Annotated in this window: 23 protein-coding genes, 1 tRNA gene and 1 pseudogene; 9 read left to right on the top strand and 16 right to left on the bottom strand. The window is 52.2% G+C overall.

What is annotated here, in order from left to right:
- The first annotated feature begins 40 nt into the window (after positions 1-40).
- Together HPY71_02525 and HPY71_02520 are read left to right on the top strand one after the other, a co-directional pair.
- Positions 41-988: a type II secretion system F family protein gene (locus HPY71_02525; GenBank protein ID NPV52380.1), complete on the top strand. Its 948-nt coding sequence runs from the start codon at positions 41-43 to the stop codon at positions 986-988.
- Positions 989-1034: 46 nt separating this feature from the next.
- Positions 1035-1394, top strand: coding sequence for a DUF192 domain-containing protein (locus HPY71_02520; GenBank protein ID NPV52379.1), 360 nt, complete (start codon positions 1035-1037; stop codon positions 1392-1394).
- A 348-nt stretch (positions 1395-1742) separates the two neighbouring features.
- On the opposite strand, the gene dhaL is transcribed toward HPY71_02520, so the two are convergent.
- The 8 genes from dhaL to HPY71_02480 all read right to left on the bottom strand — a co-directional run bounded on the left by dhaL (position 1743) and on the right by HPY71_02480 (position 10500).
- Complete coding sequence (gene dhaL, locus HPY71_02515; GenBank protein NPV52378.1) at positions 1743-2390, bottom strand: dihydroxyacetone kinase subunit L; 648 nt, start codon at positions 2388-2390, stop codon at positions 1743-1745.
- A gap of 55 nt (positions 2391-2445) precedes the next feature.
- A complete protein-coding gene (dhaK, locus tag HPY71_02510) occupies positions 2446-3450 on the bottom strand; it encodes a dihydroxyacetone kinase subunit DhaK (GenBank protein NPV52377.1) in 1005 nt (334 codons plus the stop codon).
- A 158-nt stretch (positions 3451-3608) separates the two neighbouring features.
- Positions 3609-4070, bottom strand: a complete 462-nt coding sequence (gene rpiB / locus HPY71_02505; protein ID NPV52376.1) for a ribose 5-phosphate isomerase B — start codon at positions 4068-4070, stop codon at positions 3609-3611.
- Between the two features lie 192 nt (positions 4071-4262).
- Positions 4263-5696 carry an L-fucose/L-arabinose isomerase family protein gene (locus HPY71_02500; protein NPV52375.1) on the bottom strand — a complete coding sequence of 478 codons (1434 nt, stop codon included), beginning with the start codon at positions 5694-5696 and terminating at the stop codon, positions 4263-4265.
- Positions 5697-5727: 31 nt separating this feature from the next.
- Positions 5728-6729, bottom strand: a complete 1002-nt coding sequence (locus HPY71_02495; protein ID NPV52374.1) for an ABC transporter permease — start codon at positions 6727-6729, stop codon at positions 5728-5730.
- Between the two features lie 71 nt (positions 6730-6800).
- Positions 6801-8282: a sugar ABC transporter ATP-binding protein gene (locus HPY71_02490; GenBank protein NPV52373.1), complete on the bottom strand. Its 1482-nt coding sequence runs from the start codon at positions 8280-8282 to the stop codon at positions 6801-6803.
- Positions 8283-8407: 125 nt separating this feature from the next.
- Complete coding sequence (locus HPY71_02485; protein NPV52372.1) at positions 8408-9490, bottom strand: ABC transporter substrate-binding protein; 1083 nt, start codon at positions 9488-9490, stop codon at positions 8408-8410.
- 182 nt (positions 9491-9672) lie between these two features.
- Positions 9673-10500, bottom strand: a complete 828-nt coding sequence (locus HPY71_02480; GenBank protein ID NPV52371.1) for an IclR family transcriptional regulator — start codon at positions 10498-10500, stop codon at positions 9673-9675.
- A 454-nt stretch (positions 10501-10954) separates the two neighbouring features.
- On the opposite strand from HPY71_02480, the gene HPY71_02475 reads away from it, so the two are divergent.
- A complete protein-coding gene (locus HPY71_02475) occupies positions 10955-11428 on the top strand; it encodes a DUF134 domain-containing protein (protein NPV52370.1) in 474 nt (157 codons plus the stop codon).
- A gap of 11 nt (positions 11429-11439) precedes the next feature.
- Here the strand turns inward: HPY71_02475 and HPY71_02470 are convergent.
- Positions 11440-11535, bottom strand: a pseudogene (locus HPY71_02470) (PadR family transcriptional regulator).
- Between the two features lie 508 nt (positions 11536-12043).
- On the opposite strand from HPY71_02470, the gene HPY71_02465 reads away from it, so the two are divergent.
- Positions 12044-12391 carry a hypothetical protein gene (locus tag HPY71_02465; protein ID NPV52369.1) on the top strand — a complete coding sequence of 116 codons (348 nt, stop codon included), beginning with the start codon at positions 12044-12046 and terminating at the stop codon, positions 12389-12391.
- 43 nt (positions 12392-12434) lie between these two features.
- On the opposite strand, the gene HPY71_02460 is transcribed toward HPY71_02465, so the two are convergent.
- Both HPY71_02460 and sigH read right to left on the bottom strand, forming a co-directional pair.
- A tRNA-Thr gene (locus HPY71_02460) sits at positions 12435-12510 on the bottom strand.
- A gap of 204 nt (positions 12511-12714) precedes the next feature.
- On the bottom strand, positions 12715-13365 hold the full coding sequence (gene sigH, locus HPY71_02455; protein ID NPV52368.1) for an RNA polymerase sporulation sigma factor SigH: 651 nt from the start codon (positions 13363-13365) through the stop codon (positions 12715-12717).
- 591 nt (positions 13366-13956) lie between these two features.
- Here sigH and HPY71_02450 point away from each other — a divergent pair.
- The 5 genes from HPY71_02450 to HPY71_02430 all read left to right on the top strand — a co-directional run bounded on the left by HPY71_02450 (position 13957) and on the right by HPY71_02430 (position 20456).
- Positions 13957-15603: a helix-turn-helix domain-containing protein gene (locus tag HPY71_02450; GenBank protein NPV52367.1), complete on the top strand. Its 1647-nt coding sequence runs from the start codon at positions 13957-13959 to the stop codon at positions 15601-15603.
- A gap of 166 nt (positions 15604-15769) precedes the next feature.
- The gene (locus HPY71_02445; GenBank protein ID NPV52366.1) at positions 15770-17095 is read left to right on the top strand and encodes an extracellular solute-binding protein; all 1326 of its coding nucleotides are present in this window, start codon (positions 15770-15772) and stop codon (positions 17093-17095) included.
- Positions 17096-17212: 117 nt separating this feature from the next.
- Positions 17213-18124 (top strand): sugar ABC transporter permease, encoded by a 912-nt coding sequence (locus HPY71_02440; protein ID NPV52365.1) that lies wholly within the window; start codon positions 17213-17215, stop codon positions 18122-18124.
- 35 nt (positions 18125-18159) lie between these two features.
- Positions 18160-18963 carry a carbohydrate ABC transporter permease gene (locus HPY71_02435; protein NPV52364.1) on the top strand — a complete coding sequence of 268 codons (804 nt, stop codon included), beginning with the start codon at positions 18160-18162 and terminating at the stop codon, positions 18961-18963.
- Positions 18964-19322: 359 nt separating this feature from the next.
- Positions 19323-20456 carry an ADP-ribosylglycohydrolase family protein gene (locus tag HPY71_02430; protein ID NPV52363.1) on the top strand — a complete coding sequence of 378 codons (1134 nt, stop codon included), beginning with the start codon at positions 19323-19325 and terminating at the stop codon, positions 20454-20456.
- A 33-nt stretch (positions 20457-20489) separates the two neighbouring features.
- On the opposite strand, the gene rlmB is transcribed toward HPY71_02430, so the two are convergent.
- The 5 genes from rlmB to cysE form a co-directional block, all read right to left on the bottom strand.
- A complete protein-coding gene (gene rlmB, locus HPY71_02425) occupies positions 20490-21287 on the bottom strand; it encodes a 23S rRNA (guanosine(2251)-2'-O)-methyltransferase RlmB (GenBank protein NPV52362.1) in 798 nt (265 codons plus the stop codon).
- 166 nt (positions 21288-21453) lie between these two features.
- A complete protein-coding gene (gene thyX, locus HPY71_02420) occupies positions 21454-22092 on the bottom strand; it encodes an FAD-dependent thymidylate synthase (protein ID NPV52361.1) in 639 nt (212 codons plus the stop codon).
- A gap of 68 nt (positions 22093-22160) precedes the next feature.
- Positions 22161-22535, bottom strand: a complete 375-nt coding sequence (locus tag HPY71_02415; GenBank protein NPV52360.1) for a ribonuclease III — start codon at positions 22533-22535, stop codon at positions 22161-22163.
- A 31-nt stretch (positions 22536-22566) separates the two neighbouring features.
- Positions 22567-24132, bottom strand: a complete 1566-nt coding sequence (locus HPY71_02410; GenBank protein NPV52359.1) for a cysteine--tRNA ligase — start codon at positions 24130-24132, stop codon at positions 22567-22569.
- Positions 24128-24784, bottom strand: a complete 657-nt coding sequence (gene cysE, locus HPY71_02405) for a serine O-acetyltransferase (GenBank protein ID NPV52358.1) — start codon at positions 24782-24784, stop codon at positions 24128-24130. Before cysE ends, HPY71_02410 begins: the two co-directional genes overlap by 5 nt.
- Positions 24785-25025 lie beyond the last annotated feature (241 nt).

Below are 25025 nucleotides of genomic sequence, written 5' to 3'. Positions count from 1 at the left end.
TAAAGCGGCTTTATATAAGTCTTTACGGAAGTGAAGAAGTATGCAAAACGGCATTTACGTCATATCCTTCTTTGTCTTTGCAAGTGTGACATTGGTCACGCTAGGGATTGTGTCTCATTTGGAGGCCGACAAAAACCGGGTTAGAAGGAGATTGGGGAGGATATTAGCTTCTTGTGTGGCCTCGGAACGCGAGAAAGAGCTCGCGGAATCCATAAATGAACGGGTAGTATTTCCGGTTTTGCGTAGGGTTGTTAAGGCTATTGCAGGTATCGCGCCAAAAACTGTCAAAGAGTCAGTGCGAAAGAGGCTTGAGGGCGCAGGGAATACGGGGAGTATGAACCCTAATGAGTACCTGGTTCTAAAACTGATTACAGGATTTGCATTGCCTTTGGGTACTTTGCTCCTTTCGCTGGCTTGTGAGGTGGAAGTTTTAAAGGCAATTATTTTGGGAATCTCTGGGTTTGTTATAGGTCTTCTTCTCCCGGATATAATGATAAAGCGCAAGAAACGCGGCCGGGAAAAGGAAATAAGGAAGGCCCTTCCTGACGTGCTTGACCTTCTTACTGTAAGCGTAGAAGCAGGATTGGGTTTCGATAGTGCACTTGCAAAGGTAATAGAGAGAAAGAAGGGGCCACTTTCAGACGAATTTGGTATACTGCTTCAGGAAATCAGGGTGGGCAAATCTAGACGTGAAGCATTACGAGCCCTTGCCGAGCGTGTAAAGATTCAAGAGGTTTCTTCGTTGATTGCTGCCATTATTCAGGCCGACCAACTCGGGGTAGGCATCGCGAATACGCTTAGAATACAGGCAGCTCAATTGCGAATGTCAAGGCGCCAACAAGCTGAAGAGGCAGCAATGAAGGCCCCGATTAAAATGCTTATTCCCTTGGTATTTTTCATATTCCCGACTATCTTTATCGTGCTTCTCGGGCCGGCAGCAATCCAGATAGTCATGACCTTCATGAAGATGGGGAACTGGGCCCAGTGAGATGTACTTTGGATTTTTTAAATGTATCCTATGCATCGAGGTAGCCATGACGATCACGAATATAACAAAAGGAACTATCCTTGTAGAGAAAACCTTGATATCTTCAACGTTTGTGGGACGGCTCGTGGGGCTTCTCGGGCGGGCGAGCCTTCCCGTCGGTGAAGGAATAGTATTAATTCCGTGTAGATGCGTTCATACTTTTTTTATGCGCTTCCCCATAGATATTCTCTTTTTGGATAGGAGTTTTCGTGTAATTTGGCTTGCGGAAGGAGTTAAGCCCTTCAGGATAACCCCTGTGGTGCATGAGGCATGTTGTGTCGCGGAGCTTCCTTCAGGGACCATAAGGGATACAAAAACAGAAAAAGGCGATCGTCTGAACATTGAGGCTAGGGTGCATGTAACTTGAAGGTGTAGTAACACGCCTGTTTTAGACTTCGGTGCCACAGATGGCTTCATTATCTTAATCTTATTTGATCGAGCCGATTTGTGTGACTACCGACTATTCAAAACCAAAGCGATATCCTCCTCGAAAACGGCCTGTGACTAGGGGTATCCGAGGAGGATATCGGTGCAATGAATGCACCTACTTATATTTATTTTATATTCTCAGGAATTGCTGATCTAACCCAAGAGGAGGAGATCGATTCGATCCACACTCTTGATTCTTGATTCCGCAGGCCTTCTTGACGACCTCCTTGTCATCGTGAACGATATCGGGTTCATCGACAACCCTGAAGGGTTTTAACACATGATCTTAAAGTCCTTCCATCGCGGCTTTTATGATGATATACGCGGACGTTGCACCGGGGTCCTGGTGGCCTATCGTCCTCTCCCCCAGCCTGCTCGCCCGCCCCACCCTGGCTATCATGCCTACGGTTGATTTCATGCCCAGCTCCGCAGCCTTAGTAGCCTCTCTCAAGGCCTCAACAAGCGATAATCCACGCGCCCTCGCTTCCTTTATAGCCTCAACCGCCGGATGCACCGTATCGAGAAGAGTCTTATCCCCCACCTTCGCCTTGCCCCGCGCTACTATGGCCTCCTCACCCGCAATGAACATATCAACTATGTCATCCAGCCCTATCTCTTGCTTGCCGGCCGCCCTCTCCCCAGCCTTCAAGAACGCGCTCCCGAAAAGCGGGCCCATGGCCCCTCCCACTGTAGAGATGAGCGCCATGCCCACCGCCTTCAGGATGGCCCCCACATCCTTCCCCTCAAGGGACGGGAGCTTATCCCTCACGGCCCGGAAGCTCTTGGACATGCTCACCCCGTGATCCCCGTCACCCAGGGCGGCATCGAGCTCACAGAGATATGCCTTATTCTCCTCAACCGCATCGCATATCCTGTAAATTGCGGCTAGCACATCTTTACTCGTAATCTTCGCGACCTCACCCGTGTTGCCCATGCACATCTCTCCCATTTGCGCCTCCATGCTCATTTTTCTCCCGATCCCCTGAACCTTATCTCCCGGCCTGAGTGAAATACGGGGTATATGCCTCAGCATCAAGCAGCTCCTTCAGTTCATCATCGAGCCTGCACAGGGTGATGGAGAATCCCGCCATCTCGAGGGCGGTGAAAAACTCCCCTACAAGCGCCCTGTATATCCTTATCCCCTTATCCGTTACGTTCTTGAAGAGCCGCCTATTTGCTATGTAGAGCTCGAGCTGGGGCGTTGCTCCAAGGCCGTTGATCAACGTTACAACCTCGTCGCCAGCCTCAAATGGAAGATCGGGAATGACCTCGGCACAAAGCATATCCACTATCTCATCCACGGGTCTTAGCTCCTCCCTCTTAAGCCCCGGCTCCCCGTGGTGGCCGACCCCAACCTCCATCTCATCATCTGCAAGCGTAAAGGTTGGCCTCCCTGCGGCGGGCACAGTGCACGGGGATATCGCAACCCCCATCGTCCGGGTGTTCTGGTTGACCTTATCCGCTATCCTCTTAACCTCAGATAAGCCCTCCCCGCGCTCAGCCATCGCCCCGGTCATCTTCCAGATCAGAAACTCCCCTACTACGCCCCTCCTCTTTGATTTATCATCCTTGAATCCCGAGCCCACATCGTCTGTTGCTATGGATTGCTCAACCTCTATTCCCTCGCCCCTCGCAAGCTCCGCGGCCATGTCAAAATTCATGACATCCCCTGCGTAGTTGCCGAGCAGGAGGAGCACCCCCTTGCCACCGTCGGTGGCCTTGATGGCCTCATATACCGCACCAGGGGGTGGCGAGGTGAATATCTCCCCGACTGCGACGGCGTCCAGCATGCCCTTGCCTATATACCCGATAAACGAGGGTTTATGGCCCGAGCCCCCGCCCGTGACTATCCCAACCTTCCCCTTGACCGGCGCATCGGCCCTCACAAGGGTCCTCGCCTCATCAAGCTTCCTTATGCGATCCCCGTGCGCATAAAGAAACCCCTCGACCATTTCGTCAACAACCACATCAGGGTTATTTATGAACTTCTTCAAGATCTACCACCCCAGTTCTAAATCTCTACTGAATTGGCCTTGGAGATATGTCTTCCAAATAACCTATGCTACACTAACCTGCGCTACGCTCTCCTTGAAAGTGCCTAAAACGAGCTTAGATAAGCTCGCAGGGATATTACGGCCGGAATTTGCTATGCTCAGCCCACATCCCTCCGCAAGTACCTGGCCTCCACCTGCATTATCTTGTCGACCTTTCTCTTGGAATTGCCCCCGGCAAACTCGGATTCAAGCCATATGGACACCAGCTTCTTTGCAAGCTCAGGCCCAATAACTCGCGCTCCAAGGGTCATGATCTGGGCGTCGTTGCTCTTCCTGGCGCGCTCCGCTGAATAAACGTCATGACAGACCGCCGCCCGGATCCCCGCAACCTTGTTTGCCGTGATGGCCATGCCTATCCCGGTACCGCATATCAGTATGCCGCGGTCATGTTTGCCAGAGGCCACGCCCTCCGCCACAGCATAGCCTATATCCGGGTAATCGACGGGATCCTCGGTATAGCAGCCATAATCCTCGACCTCATATCCCGACTCCACCAGATAACCCTTTATTATCTCCTTGAGTTTAAACCCCGCATCATCGCAACCAATAGCTATGAGCAAGGGAATCGCCTCCAACTCACAGGTAGCCTTTACGCAGGCATTTGGATAAACATTTATATTTGGTTGTATTTGGTTGGACAAGCCTTCGCTGCAGGTGAATGCAGCAAGGCAAACGAGCGATGAATACGATAAAGCAAGCGAACGCGGCAATTAAAATTTAAGTACAATTCCTACCGTTCCCACCGCTACCGCTTACCGCTCACCTAGAATCTCCACTTCAATACCCAGCATGCTACAAATCATCTTCAAATCCTCTACATGGTCCCCATATACGCTATGACAATGGTTGGCATCAAACTGTTGGATGAAAAGCTCATGGTCGAACGGGAGCTTCGCGAAAACATGAGGCCATTCCTCTGTAGTCTCTTTCATCTTCTCCCGAGGCAACTCCACGAATTCCGCCGGGGTGATCGTCATCCTGTATTTGCCTTCTGTCCTGTTCAACCTGGCGATAGTGGCCTTGCCAGCCCTGGTCATCAGGTTTACATGGGCTCCACCCCCAGAGTAGATATCCAATGCAGGATAAAGGGTCACATATTTGAGGTTCTCTCTAGGATCCATCGACTTATTGGCAAAGTATGTGGACTGGGAGCCGCAATTGCAGAAAACCATTACATCCTCGTCGGCATCATAATGCCGGACATCCATAAAGATAACCGGGCCACCGGTCAATTCCTTCAATATCTGCATGGTCAGCGCAGCATCAGAATCAGCCTCGCAGGCAAAAACGACCGGTTCCTTAGGCCCATCCCAGTCATAAGGATCATTGCAAAACGCAGCCGAGAGGCATTGAGTGCAATAATTGCGGCTCATTTCATAATGGCACTTGACGCCGACGAAATCCAGATTCCTCTCCCTGATGAGCCTCTTGGTCGCTTCATAATGCCGGATCTGTGTCTTCAGCTTTTCCGGAGTCAATTTCGCCCCGTCGTATCTTATATCCCCAACTTTCTCCGTAAGCCATCTAAAAGCGGACTCGACCTTCTCAGCCGGGATAGTATCTGCTAAGCGCAAGATTTCGGATTCATCTATATGTTCGATATCGACACCAAATATCCTCTGCCATGTCTGCATATCAACTGTAGCACTATACATTCCGAGACTCCTGCCGCCTATGAGGCCGTAGGTTTGCCCGTTCAGCCTGGAAACAACCCTGGCGCAACGGCAGAATGCCATCACCTTTTCCAGCACCTCCGGGTCGTCTATATCCCCCGCAACCCTGAAATGCTTGATGCCGAGGTGGTTTAGAGCCCCACCGCCAGCCAACATCGCAACCATGCCGGGCCAATCGGGGTTCAGATTGGCGGCGAGAAGAATGGGGCTCCTGCTATTCCTGGCAGCGATTGCGGAGAAGTTCGGGAAGCTGAACACCCCGTAGGAGAAGATGACCCCATCGACATCCTCCGCCACCATTCTCAATGCCTCATCCTTGGCCATGCGGGCCGAATTGACCAAACCCCTGCCGCGCACGACCTCAACCTTACCTGTCTTCTCGAGCGCAGCTGCAATTGCATCCATCTGCTTTTGTACAATATCCTTTAATTGCTCATGCACTGCAGGCTCCCCATCAGAAAAGCCCAGGATACCAATTCTCATCTTATCGCTCGTATTGCTCGTATTGTTCATATTTCTTTCCCCATTTCTTAGCATATTCATTTCATTTGATGATTCCAATTTTTGATCTATCTATCGTTACAAAGACCGCCGATACCAGCACAAGCCCCTTAACAATATATTGTATATAGGGCGATACGCCGGCCATGTTCAAACCATTGCTCAAGGCAGTGATGATCAGCGTGCCCAAGACCGTTCCTTGAATGCTTCCGATTCCTCCGGTAAGCGGGGTTCCGCCAACAACCACGGAGGCGATGACATCCAGTTCCATTCCATCGCCAAGTGTCGCAGTCGCAGCTAATGTCCTCCCAGCTTGCAAGGCCCCCGCCAGACCACTAAGGACCCCACAGAGGGAAAACATCAATATCTTGACCCTATCCACCTTGATACCGCTAAGGATCGCGACTCTCTCACCCCCTCCTACAGCCCTGACCTCTCTTCCAAACGGAAGGTTATTGAGTGCAAAATATGCCAGGACCGTGACAACAGCCCCGATGATAACGGAATTCGGAATCCCGGCGATCCGCCCGCTGAACACCGTCAAAAAGGTATCATTCAGGATTTGAACCGGTGTCCCCATGGTAATGGCCAATACAATGCCTCTGTAAGCTACCAGTCCCCCCAGAGTGACTATGAAGGAAGGCACCTTACCCTTGGCGAAGATGGTGCCGTTGATCGTCCCGCAAATCAGGCCGACCAGGCCCGCAGGGATAATGGCGGCCGCACCGATCTTGTCTGCGAAAATTGCCGCTGTCAAAGCGGTTACTCCTACAATGGAACCGACAGACAAATCAATGGAACCACCCAATATGACAAATGTCATCCCCAGGCCGGCAACAAGCAATATGACAGCTTGTTGTAAGATGATGATCATATTTCTGAACGTCAGGAATCGCGGAGACATGATGGTGAAGACTATGCATAATACAACTAGAGCAAGAAGGGGGAAGTAGTTTCGTGCAGTGAATCGGATCTTCGTCACCTTCCTTACTCCTGTTGGAGCTTCCCCCGCTGTCACATATACACCGCTCACCTTGTCCTCCATAAAGACTCACCTCTGTCATTCGCCTCTATACGGGAATAAATAAGGGGTGTTTTCCCCTCCGATAGCGCCTGCTATAACATATAGCTTATGACTTCCTCTTCAGAGGGCTTATCCTCTCGACCAAAAGACCTATTAATATGCCCTTGACGCATTATCAGGATGCGGTCACTCATTGACAGGAGTTCAGGGAGGTCTTCACTGAGAAGTATAATCGACAACCCTTGAGAAGCTAGTCTATTGATAAGGTGATATATCTCATACCGGGCGCCTACGTCTATTCCCCTGGTTGGATTGTTTAGGAGCAGCACCCTGGGTCTACTGGCCAGGCACTTGCCAAGAACAACCTTCTGGGCGTTGCCACCGCTCAAATTGGCGCAGGCAGTCATGGCGTCGGGCGTTTTGATCATTAGTTCCGCAACATATGCTTTAGCAAGTCTTGCTTCAGCGGCCCTATCCAGCAAAAGGCCCCTCTTAGGCATGGCTATGAGGGACATATTGAACATGACTGAAAGGATTGTAATCAAGCCCTCTAAGGTCCTCTCCCCGGGGACAAGGGCAATTCCATGTTTCACAGCATCGTAGGGGCCTCGTGGACAAAAAGGTTCCCCCTCCAAGACCATCTTGCCTGAACCAAAAGGCATGTCACCATAGATCGCGCGAAGGATGCTCTCGCCGCCGCTACCCTTCAATCCACCGATCCCAAGCACCTCTCCCCTGTGCAAATCGAAGCTTATACCGTTTACTGAACCCGGGACCTTGAGATTATCTACGGATAAAACCATATCTGTGGAAGGCTCGTTATCCCGCTTCGGGTACATTTCCTCGCCTATGTCCCTGCCGACCATCATCGCCTCGATTTCCTGGCGTGTTACTTCATACACCTTCCGGTCTGCAACCCATTTGCCATCCTTCATTACGGTTATCGTATCGGCTATCTTGAAGACCTCGCCCATATGATGGGATATGTAGCCGATGGCTATCCCCCGCTTTCTCAGCTCCGCAACAATGCCTAGAAGAGCGGGCACCTCACGAGCTCCCAGGAATGCTGTTACCTCATCTAGAAATAGAACCTTGGGTTTATGAGAAATAGCCCTGGCCAACTCGATGATTTTCCATTGACCCAGATCCAAACCCTCGATATTTGAATTCACATCAATGCCAGCGTTAAGGCTATCGAGCACGTTTTGAGCTTCGGCCTTCAGTTTGCCCCAATCAATTAGCCCACTCGGCTTGACAAAGTCCCGAAGGCGATCTATAAATATATTCTCCGCTATGGTAAGGCAGGGATTTATGGTCGTCTCCTGAAGGACTATGGCAACGCCGCTCTTCACTGCATCATTTAAGCTGGCTGGGTTATAGGACCTTCCATCCAGGGTCACTGTACCCGAGTCCGGCCGGTATAGTCCTGCCAATATCTTTACCAGAGTAGATTTCCCGGCGCCGTTCTCACCAACTACGGCCTTTACCTCTCCTGCTTTGAAGGCTATCGTGACGTTATCGAGGGCCTTGATGGGGCCAAAGGATTTGCAGATATTGTGCGCGATCAATTCCACACGGACTCCCCCCTAAACCGCCCCGACAGGCAGGGGTACCTTGCTGGTACCCCTGCCCGGTCAATACGAGATCGCTACCTCAGGTTACCGCAGTAATCACCTCAGATAGTCAACTCAATAGTTGGTCACTCACTGTACTTTAACTCGACGATGGCGCGAGATGCTGAAGGGTTATATACACGAGAATGTGATTTGAAATCATATTTAAGCATTCCATTGGGATAATCCTTCATATACCGGTCATATGTGTCTTTCATAACCGGCAACAGACTCAATTCAACACTGGTCTCTTCGGGACGCACCTTGTAGCCGTGTAGATAGTCATACATTATTACAAGGGCGAATCCCCCTTGCAGCCAGTGTCCTCCAATATCGAAAAGAAGTTCTCCGTCCTTTACGGCCTCTACATTCTCAGGATTCAAATCCATGCCGACTACCATTACATCCTTGCCTGGTTTCTTACCAAAGCTCTTCAGTGCAGCTATAACCCCCGTAGCTGTCCCGCCATTCGCGGCCCAAATCCCCTTGATTTCCGGATGGCCCTGATACAGGTCTTCGGTCGCTGACTGCGACTTATCTCGTACGAAATAACCTACTACCTCCCCGACGACAACAACTTCCGGGTGTTCCTTAAGTGCCTTCTCCAAGCCCTTTCTCCTGTTGATCGCAACCGACGTTCCCGGAGTCCCATTGACCACGCCTATGTATTTCTTGCCATCTTTGGCTGCGGGTGTATGTTTAAAAAGGGCGAGCGCCATCTGATAGCCTGCGCTCTCGTCGCTCGGGCCTATGAACGATATGTAATTCTTGAATTCCTTCCCGGGGGTCAGATTCTCCGGATAGGTATCTGTGCATATGACTGGGATATTAGCACGCGCTGCTTCCATGATCCCTTTGCGCCCGGTATTAAAATATGGGACATAGATCAACCCGTCCACCCCGCGGGAGACAAGATCCTCAATATACTGTACCAACTTATCCCCGCTATCCTCGGCATTTAATACAATGAGATTAACCCCCAGCTCTTGAGCACCCTTTTTCATGAATTCGACGTAGCGCTTCCAGAATTCATGATTCAATGTAGGCACGATGGCACCGATCGTCAGCTTTCGCGGTTTGGTGGCTGCAAAGCATGACAGCGTTACGACCAATAACGCGAAACAGGATATTAGCAAGACTAGTTTGGATATTCTTGCTAGTCTAGACATGTAATAACCCCCCTACTTTTGATCTAGCTGGGACTCAGTGTTTAATCTAAAACTCAGCGCTCATACCGTAGACCCGCAGACCTGTCCAACATAGACGCAGTGCACCCATTCGCCCTTACCGACCAGAGCATCACCTCCATCTCGAGCCTCCATCTTGGAACCACTAATCAATGGTAATCGAATCAGGCCCGGACCTCGCCGGCATATCCCATCTTAGCAGATATCTCCCCGGCAGCCTCCTGAACTAGCTGTATCAGACAACCCAGCCTATCTTTATCCCGATAATCTATGATATGCCCGGTAATCCCCACCGCCGCTACGTTCGTGCCGGTATGATCGAAGATGGGAACAGCCAGACACCCGATCCCTCTGGCATATTCCTCGTCATCAATGGCGAATCCCATCTCTCGCACCCTTTCCAGCTCCGCTTTGAAGCTGGCCTTATCGGTGATGCTCTTCGGGGTCTGGGCACGAAGCTCTGCTCTCTCTAGGAATTCTTCCTGTTCCTTGGGCGGTAGATATGCAACCAGGACCTTGCCTGCAGCACTCACATTGACGGGAAGTATCGTTCTGAGGGCGGCTATAATACTAACTGGTTCGCGTGGCTCGGCTTGATCAATATACATGACCCCATACCCTTGTAGAATACCTAACTGGGCAGTCTGGCCGCTCTCCTCGGCCAGCCTCCGCATAGGGTATACTGCTATAGTTCTAAGATCCAGCCGCCTATCCAAGAGGTGCGCTAAACGTAGCAACTGCAATCCCAACTCATATCGACCTTGTATGTTCGCATCCTCCTCGATGTAACCACGACTGCAAAGGTATCTAACGATTCGAAAGGTAGAAGCTGCAGGGATTCCCAATGTAGAGGAAATCTCTTTAAGGGTGGCTGGCGCACCCTTTTCCCCTAGATACTCGAGTATGTTCAAAGCCCGCTCTACAGCTGGCACTGCTATCTGATTCCCATTATCTGCCGTTCTCATACTATCCTCTATCATCGTGGATTTCATTTGACCAATGAAATCTATCCTGTTCTTTATTAACCCTGCTCCTTGTTATAATCCTGGTCATAATCCTAACCCAATAAGGTAGATGGCCCGCTTGATCTATTTCATATATGAAATTTTTGTTTCTTATATGAATTATAGCAAAGGATTATTAAGATGTCAATAGCTTCGCCTAAAATTTCCGACTTGTTGTGGGAGGACATAAATGGCTGATCTAGGAGTCTCCCGAAAAAATCGCTGGGAATAGCGGTCCCGCAAATCCGAGTCGTCGACTCTTTGATTTTCGTCGACTCTTTGATTTTTATATTGACGACCAGTCGTAAAAAAGCTACAATAGTTATGAACATATGATTAATATTTATCTAATGTTAATGAAAGGTACAATTCGTGAATTGAAAGACTGGCCGGGAATAAAGATAATAGAATAGACTCGCCAGAATAATCGGGAGTTGATAACATGCCAAGGCCGCCTAAATTCAGGCGCGTGGAATTTCTGCCACAAGTAACAGTATTTAAGCCGGCAGGAGTTCCACTACGGGAGCTAGACGAAGAAGTGCTGACTATCGAGGAACTCGAAGCCCTCCGCCTCAAGGACCTTGAAGGTCTCGAACAGGAAGACTGCGCGGAGAGGATGCAGGTCTCCCGGCCCACTTTTCAGAGGGTGCTTGTATCAGCAAGGGGTAAGGTTGCAAGGGCCCTGGTTGAAGGCAAGGCCATCCGGGTGGAGGGCGGGAATTACCGGGTGGCTGCACGACGATTCCAATGCAGGGCCTGTAGCCATGAATTCGAAGTGCCCTTTGGCACCGGGGAGCGGGGGATTGAAATGATGTGTCCCCAATGTGGCGCCCACCAGGTACACCGCATTGACCAGGGTGGGCATGGCTTCGGAAACATGCCCTGGGGTCGCCACGGCCGGGGATGGAAGGATTAAATTTCTTCCTTCCAGGCCTCCACTGCCACTCCAAAGGCCTCCCGGCCCTTATCCGTAAAGGTATAAGTCTTGCGCTCGCGCCAGCTGACCACCTGGGTTACTGCTGAAGGTGATCTACTTCGCTTCACACATTTTCTTGTCACCGATTCGGAACACAATAACTAGGGTAAGCTTCCAAGGCTATCCGCTCTGTCTTCTGCCCACTTACCGTCACCCTCAATATCACCCCTACGGATGATAACACCTCATTGCCATACAAAGGTCCCCTTAAGATATGCATTATGCAATATCATACCTGTGGTCGATTGACGAGGATGAGAGGGTACTACATCCTGTTAAATGGGAGCTTCTATAAATGAATGTGTTCGATTCGGGTGGGGCGATAGCGAGGTCGGCCACACATGGGTTCTGATTCAATAATAACATGTTCAATAATAACATGTTCTTTGGACTGGGAGTATAGTGGTTTACCTCTCACATGCTTTAGAGACCCGTCAATGGATATGAGGTTAAGGCATTTTGTGGAAAAATCGTCATAAAGTATTGCCCAATAGCAACCGAGCAGTGAAGGAAATAGACCATGGGATGGCGAAACCATAAAGTTCCAGGGAGAAAGTGGAGGTTTTCCTGCCGCGGTTCAAGCTGGAAAAGAGATTTCTGTTAAACGAGGGACTGCAGGACTTAGGGATGATAGATGCATTCGACGAAAATGCGGCCGACTTTTCCGGCATGACTCCTGGTCGAGATTTATACATAAGCAAGGTAATTCATCAGGCATTCGTCGAAGTCAATGAAGAAGGCACCGAGGCAGCTGCCGCCACAGCAGTTATAATGGAAGGCAAATCAATCATGCTCGATGAACCGCCTGTTTTCCGCGCAGACCGACCGTTCGTTTTCCTAATTCGCGATCTCCGTTCAGGAAGCATCTTGTTCATGGGCAGGCTGGCTGACCCGCGTGGTTAGATGGGGGCAAAAGCCACGGAATTCTTTCCGGAGGATGTCAAAATGGAGCCGACGATGGGACTCGAACCCGCAACCTGCTGATTACAAGTCAGCCGCTCTGCCAGTTGAGCTACGTCGGCACCAGAAAGATAATATTCTATGGTATAACCTTGACGCTTTTATTATATCCCAGAGGCCGGCTTACGTCAACGGGCGGGCCTCGCTGTGGCTCTGTGATATGGAGGGGAACTTTAACGGAGCCCTGCTGGCCCCGCCGCTCGCTTGGCCCATAGCCACCATGGCCTGACGACCGGTTATCTCAGCCATAAAATAAACCTATGATGCTATGATGATCCGTTCCTCTTTTCTATGTACCGCTCGATTTTGCGTTTGACACGCTGAAGGGCGTTATCGATCGATTTAACGTGCCGGTGGAGCTCGAGGGCGATCTCCTGATAGGATTTCCCGTCTAGGTAGGATATAAGGACCTTCCATTCAAGGTCGCTCAGGAACTCGCCCATCTTCACTTCGATGTCTACGAATTCCTCCCTGCTTATGACAAGCTCCTCGGGATCCGTCACCTTTGTCCCGGATAGCACGTCAAGCAGCGTCCTGTCTGATTCCTCATCGTAAATCGGCTTGTTGAGCGAGACATACGAGTTTAAAGGGATATGTTTCTGCCTTGTGGCTGTCTTGATCGCCGTAATAATCTGCCGGGTGATACAGAGTTCCGCAAAGGCCCTGAAGGAAGCAAGCTTATCGCTGCGAAAATCCCTTATCGCCTTGAATAGCCCGATCATTCCCTCCTGGATTATATCCTCGCGATCCGCTCCTATTAGAAAATAGGAACGCGCCTTAGCCCGGACAAAGTTCTTATACTTGTTTATGAGGTATTCCTCCGCCGCCCGGTCGCCCTTACGCGCGCTTTCGACGACTTGCTCGTCAAGCATCAGGTCATACCCGTCAAAGGACGCTTCTTGAGCGTTAGCGCCCACCCGTATCGCCTCCACTCCCACTAGTGAAGAATATTAATCAAATATACTAGCGATATAGCGCGACGATCCATGCATGATCGCGTTTTGATCTCATTACCTGCAAGGCTTGACTCATAGAACCATTATGCCACGCTGAGGGCCAGCGCCGCGATTCCTGGCGCGGGAGAGAATGATAAAACGAAAAGCCTCTCAAAGCCTCTCGTGGAGGCCTGCTCACTTTAACAGTATTATACAACACGCGCAGCAGACAAGTCAATGTCTACTTCGCCTCCCTTCGCCTCCTCCGCCTCTTGTTCCACTTCGCCTATTCGCCTTGGGCGTACCTCGAGCGTGTCATAAGATGTCAATGATCAATAGATCTCCTCAAATCGGCACATAAACTCCGGGCCTCGTCATAGGACATCCCCGATATCACACGAGTCAGGAGGGATCACCAGAACCGTCATCGGCAGATCCCGACAATGTAGTTATCTTTGGGAACGAATTAGAAGAATTTATTACGTTTGAGGAGGAATTTCGCAAAGGATGTAGAAATATATTATGTAAGGGAAGGAACCTTACACTACATTACCACCGGGGGGATAACGACTCTTGTCATCTAATGCCTTTGGACAACGATTGCGCGAGCTGAGGAAGTCCAGGAATCTTAGTTTACGGAAACTCGCGGCTTCCCTAGATGTCCACTACGTTTACATAAGTCAATTGGAACGCGGAATCGAAAAACCCTCTGAAAACCTCATTAAGAGGATTGCCGAGGTTTTCAACCTCCAGAATGTTGACGAATTACTTCTCTCAGCTGAAAAGATACCTTCGGATCTCAGGAGAATATTAGTTGAAAACCCGGCCGAGGCGCCGGTGCTCCTGAGGGAACATGTGGGGGGTACGTTTATGGATAGACGCCGTCAGGATATCCTCCAGATGTGGAAGCACAACTATTCAAATGGGCTCGTTGAGTTTCCCATCATTGAAGAAATCAAGGCAGTAAAACATAAAGGCTACGATGTAAGCAGGGCCGAGGCGCTTATACCAAAAGGTCATGATCTCTATGCAGCCGGTGAAACAGAGAAACTCTTGAAGCACATAGCGGTGATCAGGAAAGCCCTGCATGACGCGCCGAGGGTCGCTGACCCGGATTTCTATTCGCCAGCCACCTTTGAGGAGATAAGGGCCTCTCTGCCTTCCACTGTTGCGCCAGGCACAGATCAGATTCGCTCCGACTTCGAACCCGCCGCCCAAATCTACTACGATAAAATCTACGGCGGGTGGCTCGGAAAGTGCATCGGCGGGGCCCTCGGGATGCCTGTAGAGGGATGGCCTTCAGCAAAGATATCGGGGACCTACGGCGAGATCTCAAATTATCTTTCAACCCCGTGCACCGTCAACGATGATACCTCTTACGAAATAGTCTTCATACATGCTTTGAAAGAACACGGGATAGACTTGACCAGCGAGGACCTAGCCCTGGAATGGCTTGAACATATCCCTATCGGTTACACCGCCGAGAAGGTTGCCCTGGATAATTTGAGGAAGGGCCTCATGCCCCCTCTCTCCGCAACCACCGACAACCCCTACAGTGAGTGGATCGGAGCCCAAATGCGCGGCGAGGTATGCGGATTTATCGCGCCGGGGCGCCCTGAGATCGCCATCGAATATGCATACAAGGACGCGATCATTTCCCACGAGCGTGAGGGCGTCTATGGCGAAATGTACGACGCCGCACTTATAAGCCTCGCCTTCGTGGAGAAAGACGTGAGGCGAGTTCTCAAGATAGGGCTGGGGTTCGTCCCTCCCAGGAGCAGGTTTGCCAAGGTCGTGCGCGACGCCATCGAATGGTCACGAACATCAAAAGATTGGCGCGAGGCGTGGAACAAAGCGGAGCAAAGCTACCTCGCTGATTACCATTGGGTCCATACTTTCCCCAATATCGCCGCCGTAGTTATCGGGCTGTGGTTTGGTGAAGGGGATTTCGAGAGAACAATCTGTATCACCACGATGTGCGGCCTAGATACCGACTGCACCGCCGGCCAGGCAGGCGCCATAGTGGGCACAATCATTGGTGCCGGCCAGATCCCCGCCAAATGGAAAGCTCCGATCGGCGACCGGCTCGACAGTGAGGTTATCGGCTTTGAACATCTTCATATTTCCGACATTTCAAAATGGACGCTCGGAATCGGGAAGGAGGTATTAAGCAAGAGAACGACCGATCACGGACCGGCTGAGGAGGTGACCGCCATTTAACCGTTTGGAGCCAGTTGCCACGGAACCAGCGGGCTAGAATGGTCGTTAAGTGTCTGATTGCTCACGGTAATCCTGTGATGAATTCGGGAAACCTGTAGTCTACTAACGAGAGAGATGCATAAGTCATGTGCGGATCAAGCTAAGAAAGATAAGGAGGCTATATGTTATGAAAAGGCACTTTATTACGATTTCACTTATTGTATGCATGTTCTTTACTATTGGCGTTGTAGCGCAGGCGCAAACCAAGATAAGCTGGTGGTACGAGAACGCTGAACCCCAATATGAGAAGGCTCTACGTGAGATTATGATCGACCCCTTTAACAAGGCCCACCCTGATATCCGCTTGGAGCTCACAATCGAGCCGGATCTGGATAGAGTTCTACGCACGGCGGTACTGGCAAATTCGGGGCCCGACATCGTCATGACACCGGGGCCGACCTACGCTCAGGAATATGCTAAGGCAGGGCACCTCTTACCACTCAACAAATACATAAAGCTCTATAAGTGGGACAAGATGTTCATCCCGATGATGTTAGATATATCTTCCGTGGAAGGCAAGGTCTACTCGGTGCCAAAAACTTATGAGGCGATGGTTCTCTTCTATAACAAGACCCTGTTCCAGAAAAACAGCTGGAAGGTCCCCACAAATATCAGCGAACTCCTCGACGTGTGCAAGAAGATGCAAGCGAAGGGCATAATCCCATTCGCCCAGGGGAATTCAAGCTGGCGCGGCAACAACGAGCATTATGTAGGTCTATTCTTAAACCACTACGCCGGCCCTGAAAACGTCTATAAAGCCCTTACTGGTCAGCTGCGGTGGGACGACCCGATCTTTATTGACGCCGTAAAAATGTTAAATGATTTTTACCAAAAAGGCTGGATCGGCGGTTCAAATTATTTCTCGCTCGCGAATGAAGATTTCGTAACATTGCTTGCCACCGGCAAGGCTGGTATGAGCATGATAGGCACCTGGGGATTCCAATGGATGAACGAGTACTTCAAAGGTACGGGTAACGATTGGGATTGGGCTCCATTCCCTGCTCTGCGCTCAGGAGTCCCTGCGGAGTTTTACGACCTTGGGATCGGAACAACTTTATCAATAAATGCGTCATCCAAAAACTCCGACGCGGCCGCCGAGGCAATCAACTGGCTCTTTGCCGATCCTAAACGAGCTGCCCGTATGAACGTTACCTGGCAAGGCGAATGGAACCAACCTATTACCACAACGACAATGAGTGACTTCCCGAAGGAGGCAGACCCGCGGTACGCAAGACATGTGGAAACGGTCGCAAAGGCCGCAGCTAGTGGCAACTACGGTTACACGACCTGGACGTTTTGGCCCGTAAAAACCGAACAGTGGATTATAGAAGGAATTGAGCAAGTCTGGCTTGGCAAAATCACCCCAGCTCAATATATGCAGAAGGTCCAAACACTCTTCGCTGAGGAGCGCGCCGCGGGCAGCGTCCCTCCCATACCCAAGCGAGCAAAATAAATATGTGAGTTATCTAGATAGCCAACCTAACCTAGCAGCAGATCGCCAAGATTGACACTGCGGGTCAAGGGGTATGCTCGCGTCCCTTGACCCCCGCCTACGGGGGTATCTATTATTATGGCAAGACGTGGAATCGAATCATCGCATGGCAACCACGGGGTGCGTCACCTCAAAAGAACAGCATGGCTTTTCTTGCTTCCAGCGCTTTCGGTGAATGTATTGGTTATCCTCGGTCCTTCCATCGCCACGGTGGTTCTCGCCTTTATGGATTGGAACGGCCTCGCGACTCCCAAATTCATTGGCGTTTCTAATTTCGCTTCGTTATTGAAAGACGAGGTATTTTGGAGCGCCATATACAATAATGCCCGTTGGACGTTGATCTTCCTGACAGTTCCAGTAATAATGGGTCTGATCGCCGCGAACCTGATGTTCATGGTGAAAAGAGGAGCCACAGTCTACAGGACCACCTACTTTATACCTGTAGTCGTCGCTACCGCGGTAAGCGCGAGGATCTGGCAACAGAGCATTTTTCACCCCATCGCTGGTGTTGCGGCATGGCTCGCAAATCATGGCCTGCCATTTATGTCGGCTGACTTCCTCGGTAATCCCAAGATTGCCCTCTACTCCATCGCTTTTGTTGATAACTGGCATTGGTGGGGTTTCCTTGCAGTCGTCTTCCTCGTCGCCATGCAGCAGATCGATCCCATCTTGTATCAAGCCGCGCGCGTCGAGGGGGCTAATCGATGGCAACAGTTTCGCTATATCAGCTTCCCTCTCATACGTCCCACGCTGGTCTTTATGCTCCTAATGACTATCATCTGGTCATTCCTGGTGTTCGACTTCATTTACATATTGACAAGAGGTGGTCCTGGCTACTCCACGGAAGTCCTGGCAACTCTAACCTACAAACGTGCGTTCTATACGTTTCAGGCTGGCCAGGCATCCGCTGTTGGGCTTACAATGAGTCTGATCGGGGGAATAGCCATCGCCTTTTACATTTACTTGCAGCGAAAGGGGTGGGAAATTTGAAATACCCCTCCGAACCCAAACCTGCTACATATGATGTGCTAAGCCACCTTGTCTTGATTGTCCTGGCGTCCTTTTCCCTCGGGCCGCTTATAATAATGCTCCTTAACTCCCTGAAAACGCGATCCGAGATGGCCAGGAATCCAGTAGGCCTCCCTACAATTCCCCATTTCGAAAACTACCTGAACGCCTGGAACCAGGGAGGGCTCGGCCATGCTTTATTGAATACCTCGATTATAGTTGGGTTAACGGTCGGCGGCGTATGTATCATCGCAGGGCTCGCCGCATATGCCCTAGCACGCGTAAAAGTGCCCGGATGGGAACTCTTGACTTTATATTTCCTGGCATGCACTACTATACCTGTCCAGCTTTTCATCATACCGCTCTTCTTTCTATTCGAGCGAATAGGTTTAACCAACAGTATTTTTGGACTCGTGGTGATTTACTGGGCCATATATACACCATTCTCGATTTTCCTGCTGCGATCCTATTTCCTGGGGATTCCCCAGGACTTCGAGGACGCAGCGCGCGTAGATGGAGCATCCGACTGGCAGATATTCTGGCTCATTATGGCTCCGCTTGCGATGCCGGCTTTCTTCACCGTTATCCTTGTAGTGGGTATGTGGAGTTGGAACGAATTCATACTGGCGGTCACGTTCTTACATAATGAGGCGCTTCAGACCGCAACTATCCGTTTCTTTACATTCAGCGGGAGATACACGGCTGAATGGGGGCTGATGATGGCTGGCGCTACCATTCTGGCGGCTCCAATTGTAAGTATATTCCTGCTGCTTCAACGTCGATTCATCGAAGGCATGACAGCAGGGGGCCTGAAGATCTAAGCTGCAAGCTATGGAAGCATTTTCCGTAGAAAACTACACAGAAAGGGAGACTGAATTTGATAGACTATACTAATATAAGAATCCTGCTAAACCATGAACTCATCCAGTTAGAAGAGGAAGGCTATGAAACCGGGGATTTACGAAGATCATTCAATGATATATCTGGTATACCACCGGCCAGTGAGCTGTCGGAAGGAGCAGGAAATGCTCTGCCAGAGAAAAACCTGGACGACCTGTACCCAACCCCAACATCTGAATGCCTCTCGGTGAAGCCACGCTTTCCGTATTACGAGCCATTATCGCTCGGTGATATCAAGGCCTCTCGACCAAAGAAGAAGGGCCAACTCAATGGTCGTAAAGTGGCCGGAGAGGCTGGGGAGGCGCTAGATTTTGGACCGTTAGATGAGGCCCTATCAGATGAGGCTTTATTTGACAAGATATATGGTGCCTGGCTCGGGCGCTGCGCCGGATGCCTGCTCGGGAAGCCGGTAGAGGGGTGGACAAAGAAGGATATCGAGACTTACCTCAGGGCTGTAGGCGCGTATCCGCTCGAGGACTTCTTTCCGCCAATGCCCCCGGGCTTGTGCAATCGCGATAACTTGCCCACCATCCGGGAGCCTAAAGCTCTGAAAGGCTCTTTCGAGCATATGCTCCGCGACGATGACATAGACTATACTATTCTTGGCTTGCATATCCTGGATACCTACGGCTTCGATTTCACTACGGATCACATCGCCCAGGAGTGGCTCGCAAGGCTCCCGTACCTCTTAACTTATACAGCGGAACGGGTCGCCTACAAAAACCTGGTTAATCGCATCACGCCGCCCCGCTCCGCCACCCATCAGAACCCATATAGAGAATGGATAGGCGCCCAAATCAGGGCGGATATATGGGGTTATGTAAATCCAGGGCAGCCCGAACGTGCTGCAGAGCTTGCCTACCGTGACGCAACGCTATCCCATGTCAAAAACGGGGTCTACGGCGAGATGTTCGTCTCAGCGATGCTGGCGGCTGCATTCAAGACGAGCAGCGTGAAAGAGGTCGTTGAAATCGGCTTGTCCGAGATTCCCGAGAAATCACGGCTGGCGGAGGCTATCAGAAACGTGGTCAGGTGGAGCCAGCAGTTCCCCACCTGGCAGGGAACCTGGAATGAAATCATGGCAGCATATGGGCATTATAACTGGGTTCATACAATTAACAATGCCTCTATCGTTATCATGGCACTCCTTCATGGGGAGGGGGACTTCGGCAAATCGATCGGGATAGCGGTAATGGGTGGCCTTGATACCGACTGTAACGGTGCGACAACAGGATCGATCCTGGGTGCTATCCTGGGCGCACGGGGGCTTCCCAAGTCCTGGGCTGAGCCGTTAAATGATACAGTTGAAAGCGTTGTTGCAGGCTACCACAAGGTTTCGATCTCTGAGCTCGCTAGGCGCACAGCCAGGTTAGCCAAGGCAAATCTGGCGAGGATATCGACGGAGGAGCAATAGCCTATAATCCCAGTCACATGATATATACAAGGGCTAGCTACCCTGCCGCTGACGCTGCCTTAACACCTCGTAAAGCACCACAGCAAGGGCAACTGAAGCATTGAGGGAGCTAACCCGCCCCATCATGGGGATACTCACCACAAAGTCGCAAGATTCCAGGAGCAGGCGCCCAACACCGCGCCCCTCGCCACCGACGATAACCGCGAGCGGCACGGTGAAGTCGGCATCCCAGATCGAGAGGGTCTGAGAGTGGCCTTCATCGCGGGCCTCGCCGCCGTGGGCCCCTGCTATCCAAATGCCATGCTGTTTCAACCTCTCGATAGCCTGCGCAAGATTGGTGACGCGCGCCACCGGCACGCTCTCAATGGCGCCCGCGGATGCCTTCGCCACCGCAGGAGTCAGGCCAACCGCCCTCCTCTCGCGGATTATGACGCCATGCACCCCGCAGGCATCGCAGGTCCTCAGAATGGCGCCGAAATTGCGCGGATCCTCGATCCCATCGAGGGCGACTATAAGGGGCGGCGCATCACCCTTCCCCGCCGCTTCCAGGATGTGATCGAGAGTCACATACTCCTTCGGCCGGGCGAAGGCCACAACGCCCTGGTGTGATTCCGCCTCAGAACCCGCAAGCCTGTCAAGCGTCTCGCGCGAGACGTATTCCAGCGCCATCCCCCTGGCGGAGGCGAGCTCAGCGATCTGGTCTATAGGCTTTCCACGGGAGCCCTCAGCGATCAATATCCTCGAAATCCGCCTGCCAGCCCTCAGAGACTCGATAACTGGATTCCTGCCCGCTATGAGCCAGCTACCCCCCTGTGCAGGCTGCCCCGGCAGTCCCGGCCCCTCGCCCTTACCCTTTCCTTTTCCCTGTCCCCGCACCTGCACTCGCACCCGCCCACTGTCTCCTCGCCGGCCCTGCCCCGCATCCTGCCCTCCATCCCGCCCGCGCTGCCCGCGCCTCACGTTGAGGCCCCTCTGCGCCCTGCCACTCAATGGACAATCAGACCTTCCTATATATAAACTCGCCCAGCCATGGCTCTCTCTCAACGGCGAGCCTGGCCATTCTCTCGATAAGCTCCTTTATTTCCCACTGGGCGCCCGGCTCTCCGACTCGCTTGGTATATAAATCCAGCAATGACCTCAGGTTCACTGTAGTAACGAAGTTAGTCATGGCGGCGCCGGGCAGGACGAACCTGGCATCCTCAACGCGGATGCCGAAGGCGCAAAGCCTGTCATAGAGGTCCTGTAGCATCTTCATGCCGTCCTCAAATACCCTGCTAGCCCCGGCATGCGCCTGCACGCCCGGCGGGGTGACATACTCAAACTGCCCGTCGTTCCTGGCCGATGCCTCCGAAACATGGCGCTGCGACTGGACGGAGAGGCTCACTCCGATCCGGTGGCGGCTGTACTGGGCAAGCAGGGTCCTCGACACGCCGCTCACAGCATAGGTGATAGAGCAATGCTCCACAACGCTGAGATGCCCGGAGGTAAAGACCCTCCGCGCTATCCTGAGCATATCATCGGTTGATGGGTCCGAAGCCCACAATTCCTGTGGGGGAAGATGGCTATAACACGTGCGCGCAGCCGTCCAGATTACCTTCAGGGGATTTGGGGTCATATGTAAGATATCTACCTGCAATCTCGGCCACCCCTCATCTTGGCTCTGCCAATCTCCTTGACTCTATCAATCTCCAACCCGTGAAACTTCTAGCAACCCTCGCGGAGCTCGACTTTACGCAGGAGTTCAGTGAGACGGTCTATATTCCCGGCAAGGAAAAGGTGGCCCAGCAGGGCTTCAAATCCCGTGCTGTGCCTATAATCTATAACCCCCTGCCTCCTGGGCCCGCGACCTCCCTTGGCATTTCGTCCCCGCCGCACAATGTCCTTCTCCTCATCGGTCAAAAAGGGCTCGAGCATCTCCAGGGCTCTCGCCTGGGCTTCAGCCTTGACGCGCGCAACGGCCTTATGATGTAGGAGATCCACATCGGTGAAACCCTTGTAGACGAGGCTTGCCCGGATATAAAGCTCATAGACTGCATCACCGATGTACGCTAGCGCGAGCATCGGCACCTCTTCCTCCATGTCCCCGCAAACACCTCCCTCTAAACATTAGTCATCGGTTATCCTCATCAGTCATCTTCCATCGCGTCCCCTGAGGGGTATCCTCCAGGGCGATCCCCAGGGCCGCGAGCCTACCCCTTATCTCGTCCGCGGTCGCCCAGTCCTTCCGCTCCCTCGCAGCCTGGCGCATATCGATCAAGAGGTCAACAAGCTTCGCAACCAGGCCAGGGTCCGCGCACCCGCCGCCCGCCGCCATGCCCGGCGTCGCAACCGCCATGGAAGGTGAAAAGGCAAAGCCGGCATCTTCCCCGGGAACCAGGCCAAGTATGCCACCGAGCTCCCTGAAGGCGCCCAAGAGTCTCCGAAGGAGATCAACCGTTGCCGGCGTGGGGACCAGGTCATCCCGGTTGATAAAGATATTAGCCTCCGTTGCCAGGTCGTGAAGGGCTGCCAAGGCCAGCGCTGTATTGAAATCGTCGTCCATCCCCTCGAGGAACCTGGACCGCGCACCCTCGATGGCATTCTCGAGCCTCGCGGCTGCCGCGGCTGCCGCGGGCGCAATTGCCGAGGGTGCACCCTCGTCCAGTGCCTCATCCAGTGCCGAGCACGGGAGACGCTCCGAGAAACGCTTCAAAAGATGCTCAACAGCGTAAATTACGTTTTGGAGCCGCTCCCACCCGCTCTTCGCCGCCTCGAGCTCAGCCTCGCCGAAATTGGCAGGGCTCCTATAGTGCACCGAGAGGAGAAAATACCGCACCACTTCCGGGCGGTACCTCTTTAATACATCCCTCACCACAAAAAAGTTGCCAAGGGACTTCGACATCTTCTGCTTGCCCACATTGAGCATCTCGTGGTGGAGCCAGTACCTGGCGAATGGCTCCCTGCCTACATATGCCTCGGACTGGGCGATCTCATTTTCATGATGTGGGAATATTAAATCGGTCCCGCCCCCGTGCATATCGAACCCAAAACCCAGGTACTTAAGGGCCATGGTCGAGCACTCAATATGCCAGCCAGGGCGGCCCGGGCCCCACGGGCTATTCCAGGAAGGCTCCCCGGGCTTGGCCTTCTTCCACAGCGCAAAATCCATGGGATCGTCCTTCCGCTCATCCACCTCGACGCGGGCGCCCGCCTGCATTTCATCCAGGCTCCGCTTCGAAAGCTTGCCGTATGAGGGAAAGCTCGACACGTCAAAGTATACACCAGCCTCAGTCTCGTAGGCGTGCCCCTTCTCGACCAGCCCGCTTATCACCTCTATTATCTCGTCGATATGATCCGTCACCCTGGGGTAGACATCGGGCCTCACAACGCCCAGGGCATCCATCGAACTTAGGAATTCCTCGTTGAATTCCTCTGCTACCTGGCCGATCGTTTTACCGGCCTTGTTGGCCTTTGCGATTATCTTGTCATCAATATCTGTGACATTCTGGACACAGAATACCTTGTAGCCCTTGTATTTCAAATAGCGACGGATAACATCCCACAGGACGTATTGCCGCGCGTGCCCCATATGCGTGTAGTCATAGGGTGTAACGCCGCACTGGTAGATAGACACCTTGTCAGGGTCCCTCGGCCTGAAATCTTCCTTCTTACGCGTTAATGTGTTGAACACCCTAATTCCCACGGTCGCGCTCCTCCTCAAGATGTTTGATCCTGTCCTCGAGCATGGCAATCCTCTTCTGCATGGCTTCGAATGCCGCCTGCACCGGGTCAGGTAGATTCCCGTGCTCGAGGTCGATGCCCGGGACGCGCTTGCCATCCTGGACCACCACTCTGCCCGGCACGCCGACGACGGTGCTGCAAGGAGGGACCGGTTTGAGCACAACCGCCCCGGCCCCGATCTTCGCTCCATCGCCGACCCTGAACGAGCCCAGCACCTTGGCACCCGCTGATATGACTACGTTGTTGCCGATCGTCGGGTGCCTCTTACCCTTCTCCTTCCCTGTCCCGCCCAGGGTCACACCCTGGTAAAGGGTCACGTTGTCGCCTACTTCCGCGGTCTCCCCTATTACAACCCCTGAACCGTGGTCTATAAAAAACCCTGAACCTATTTTGGCGCCAGGGTGAATCTCTATACCCGTGAAAAAGCGGCTAATATGCGAAATGAGGCGGGCAATCAAGAAAAGCCGCTTCCTGTAAAAAAAGTGGGCGATCCTGTGGGATATAATCGCATGAAGGCCGGGGTAACAGAGGAGGACCTCAAGAAGACTCTTTGCGGCAGGATCCCGTTCAAACACGGCCTGGATGTCCCTGCGGATCGTCCTGAACATTGTTGATCACATCCCCCTCGTGCAAACCTCGGTGTGAACCTCGCAACCCCGCAGCTTCGCAACCACGTAACTTCGTAACTTCGTAACTTCCCAGCCCGCACAGTTCTTATACAAGCACAAGCCCCACATAAAGCCTACACAAATCCACGATTACATGCAAACTCGCGATTCAAGTCAAGACCCCTGCCTCTGCATGTTGCTGCCAGAGACTGGGGTCCTGCTCAGCCTGTCCTTGTCCTAC

It is taken from the genome of Bacillota bacterium, from assembly GCA_013178125.1.
Classification (GTDB): Bacteria; Bacillota; SHA-98; order Ch115; family JABLXJ01; genus JABLXL01.
The sequence above is the reverse complement of the archived record's forward strand: the minus strand, read 5'-3'. Positions and strand labels throughout refer to the sequence as shown.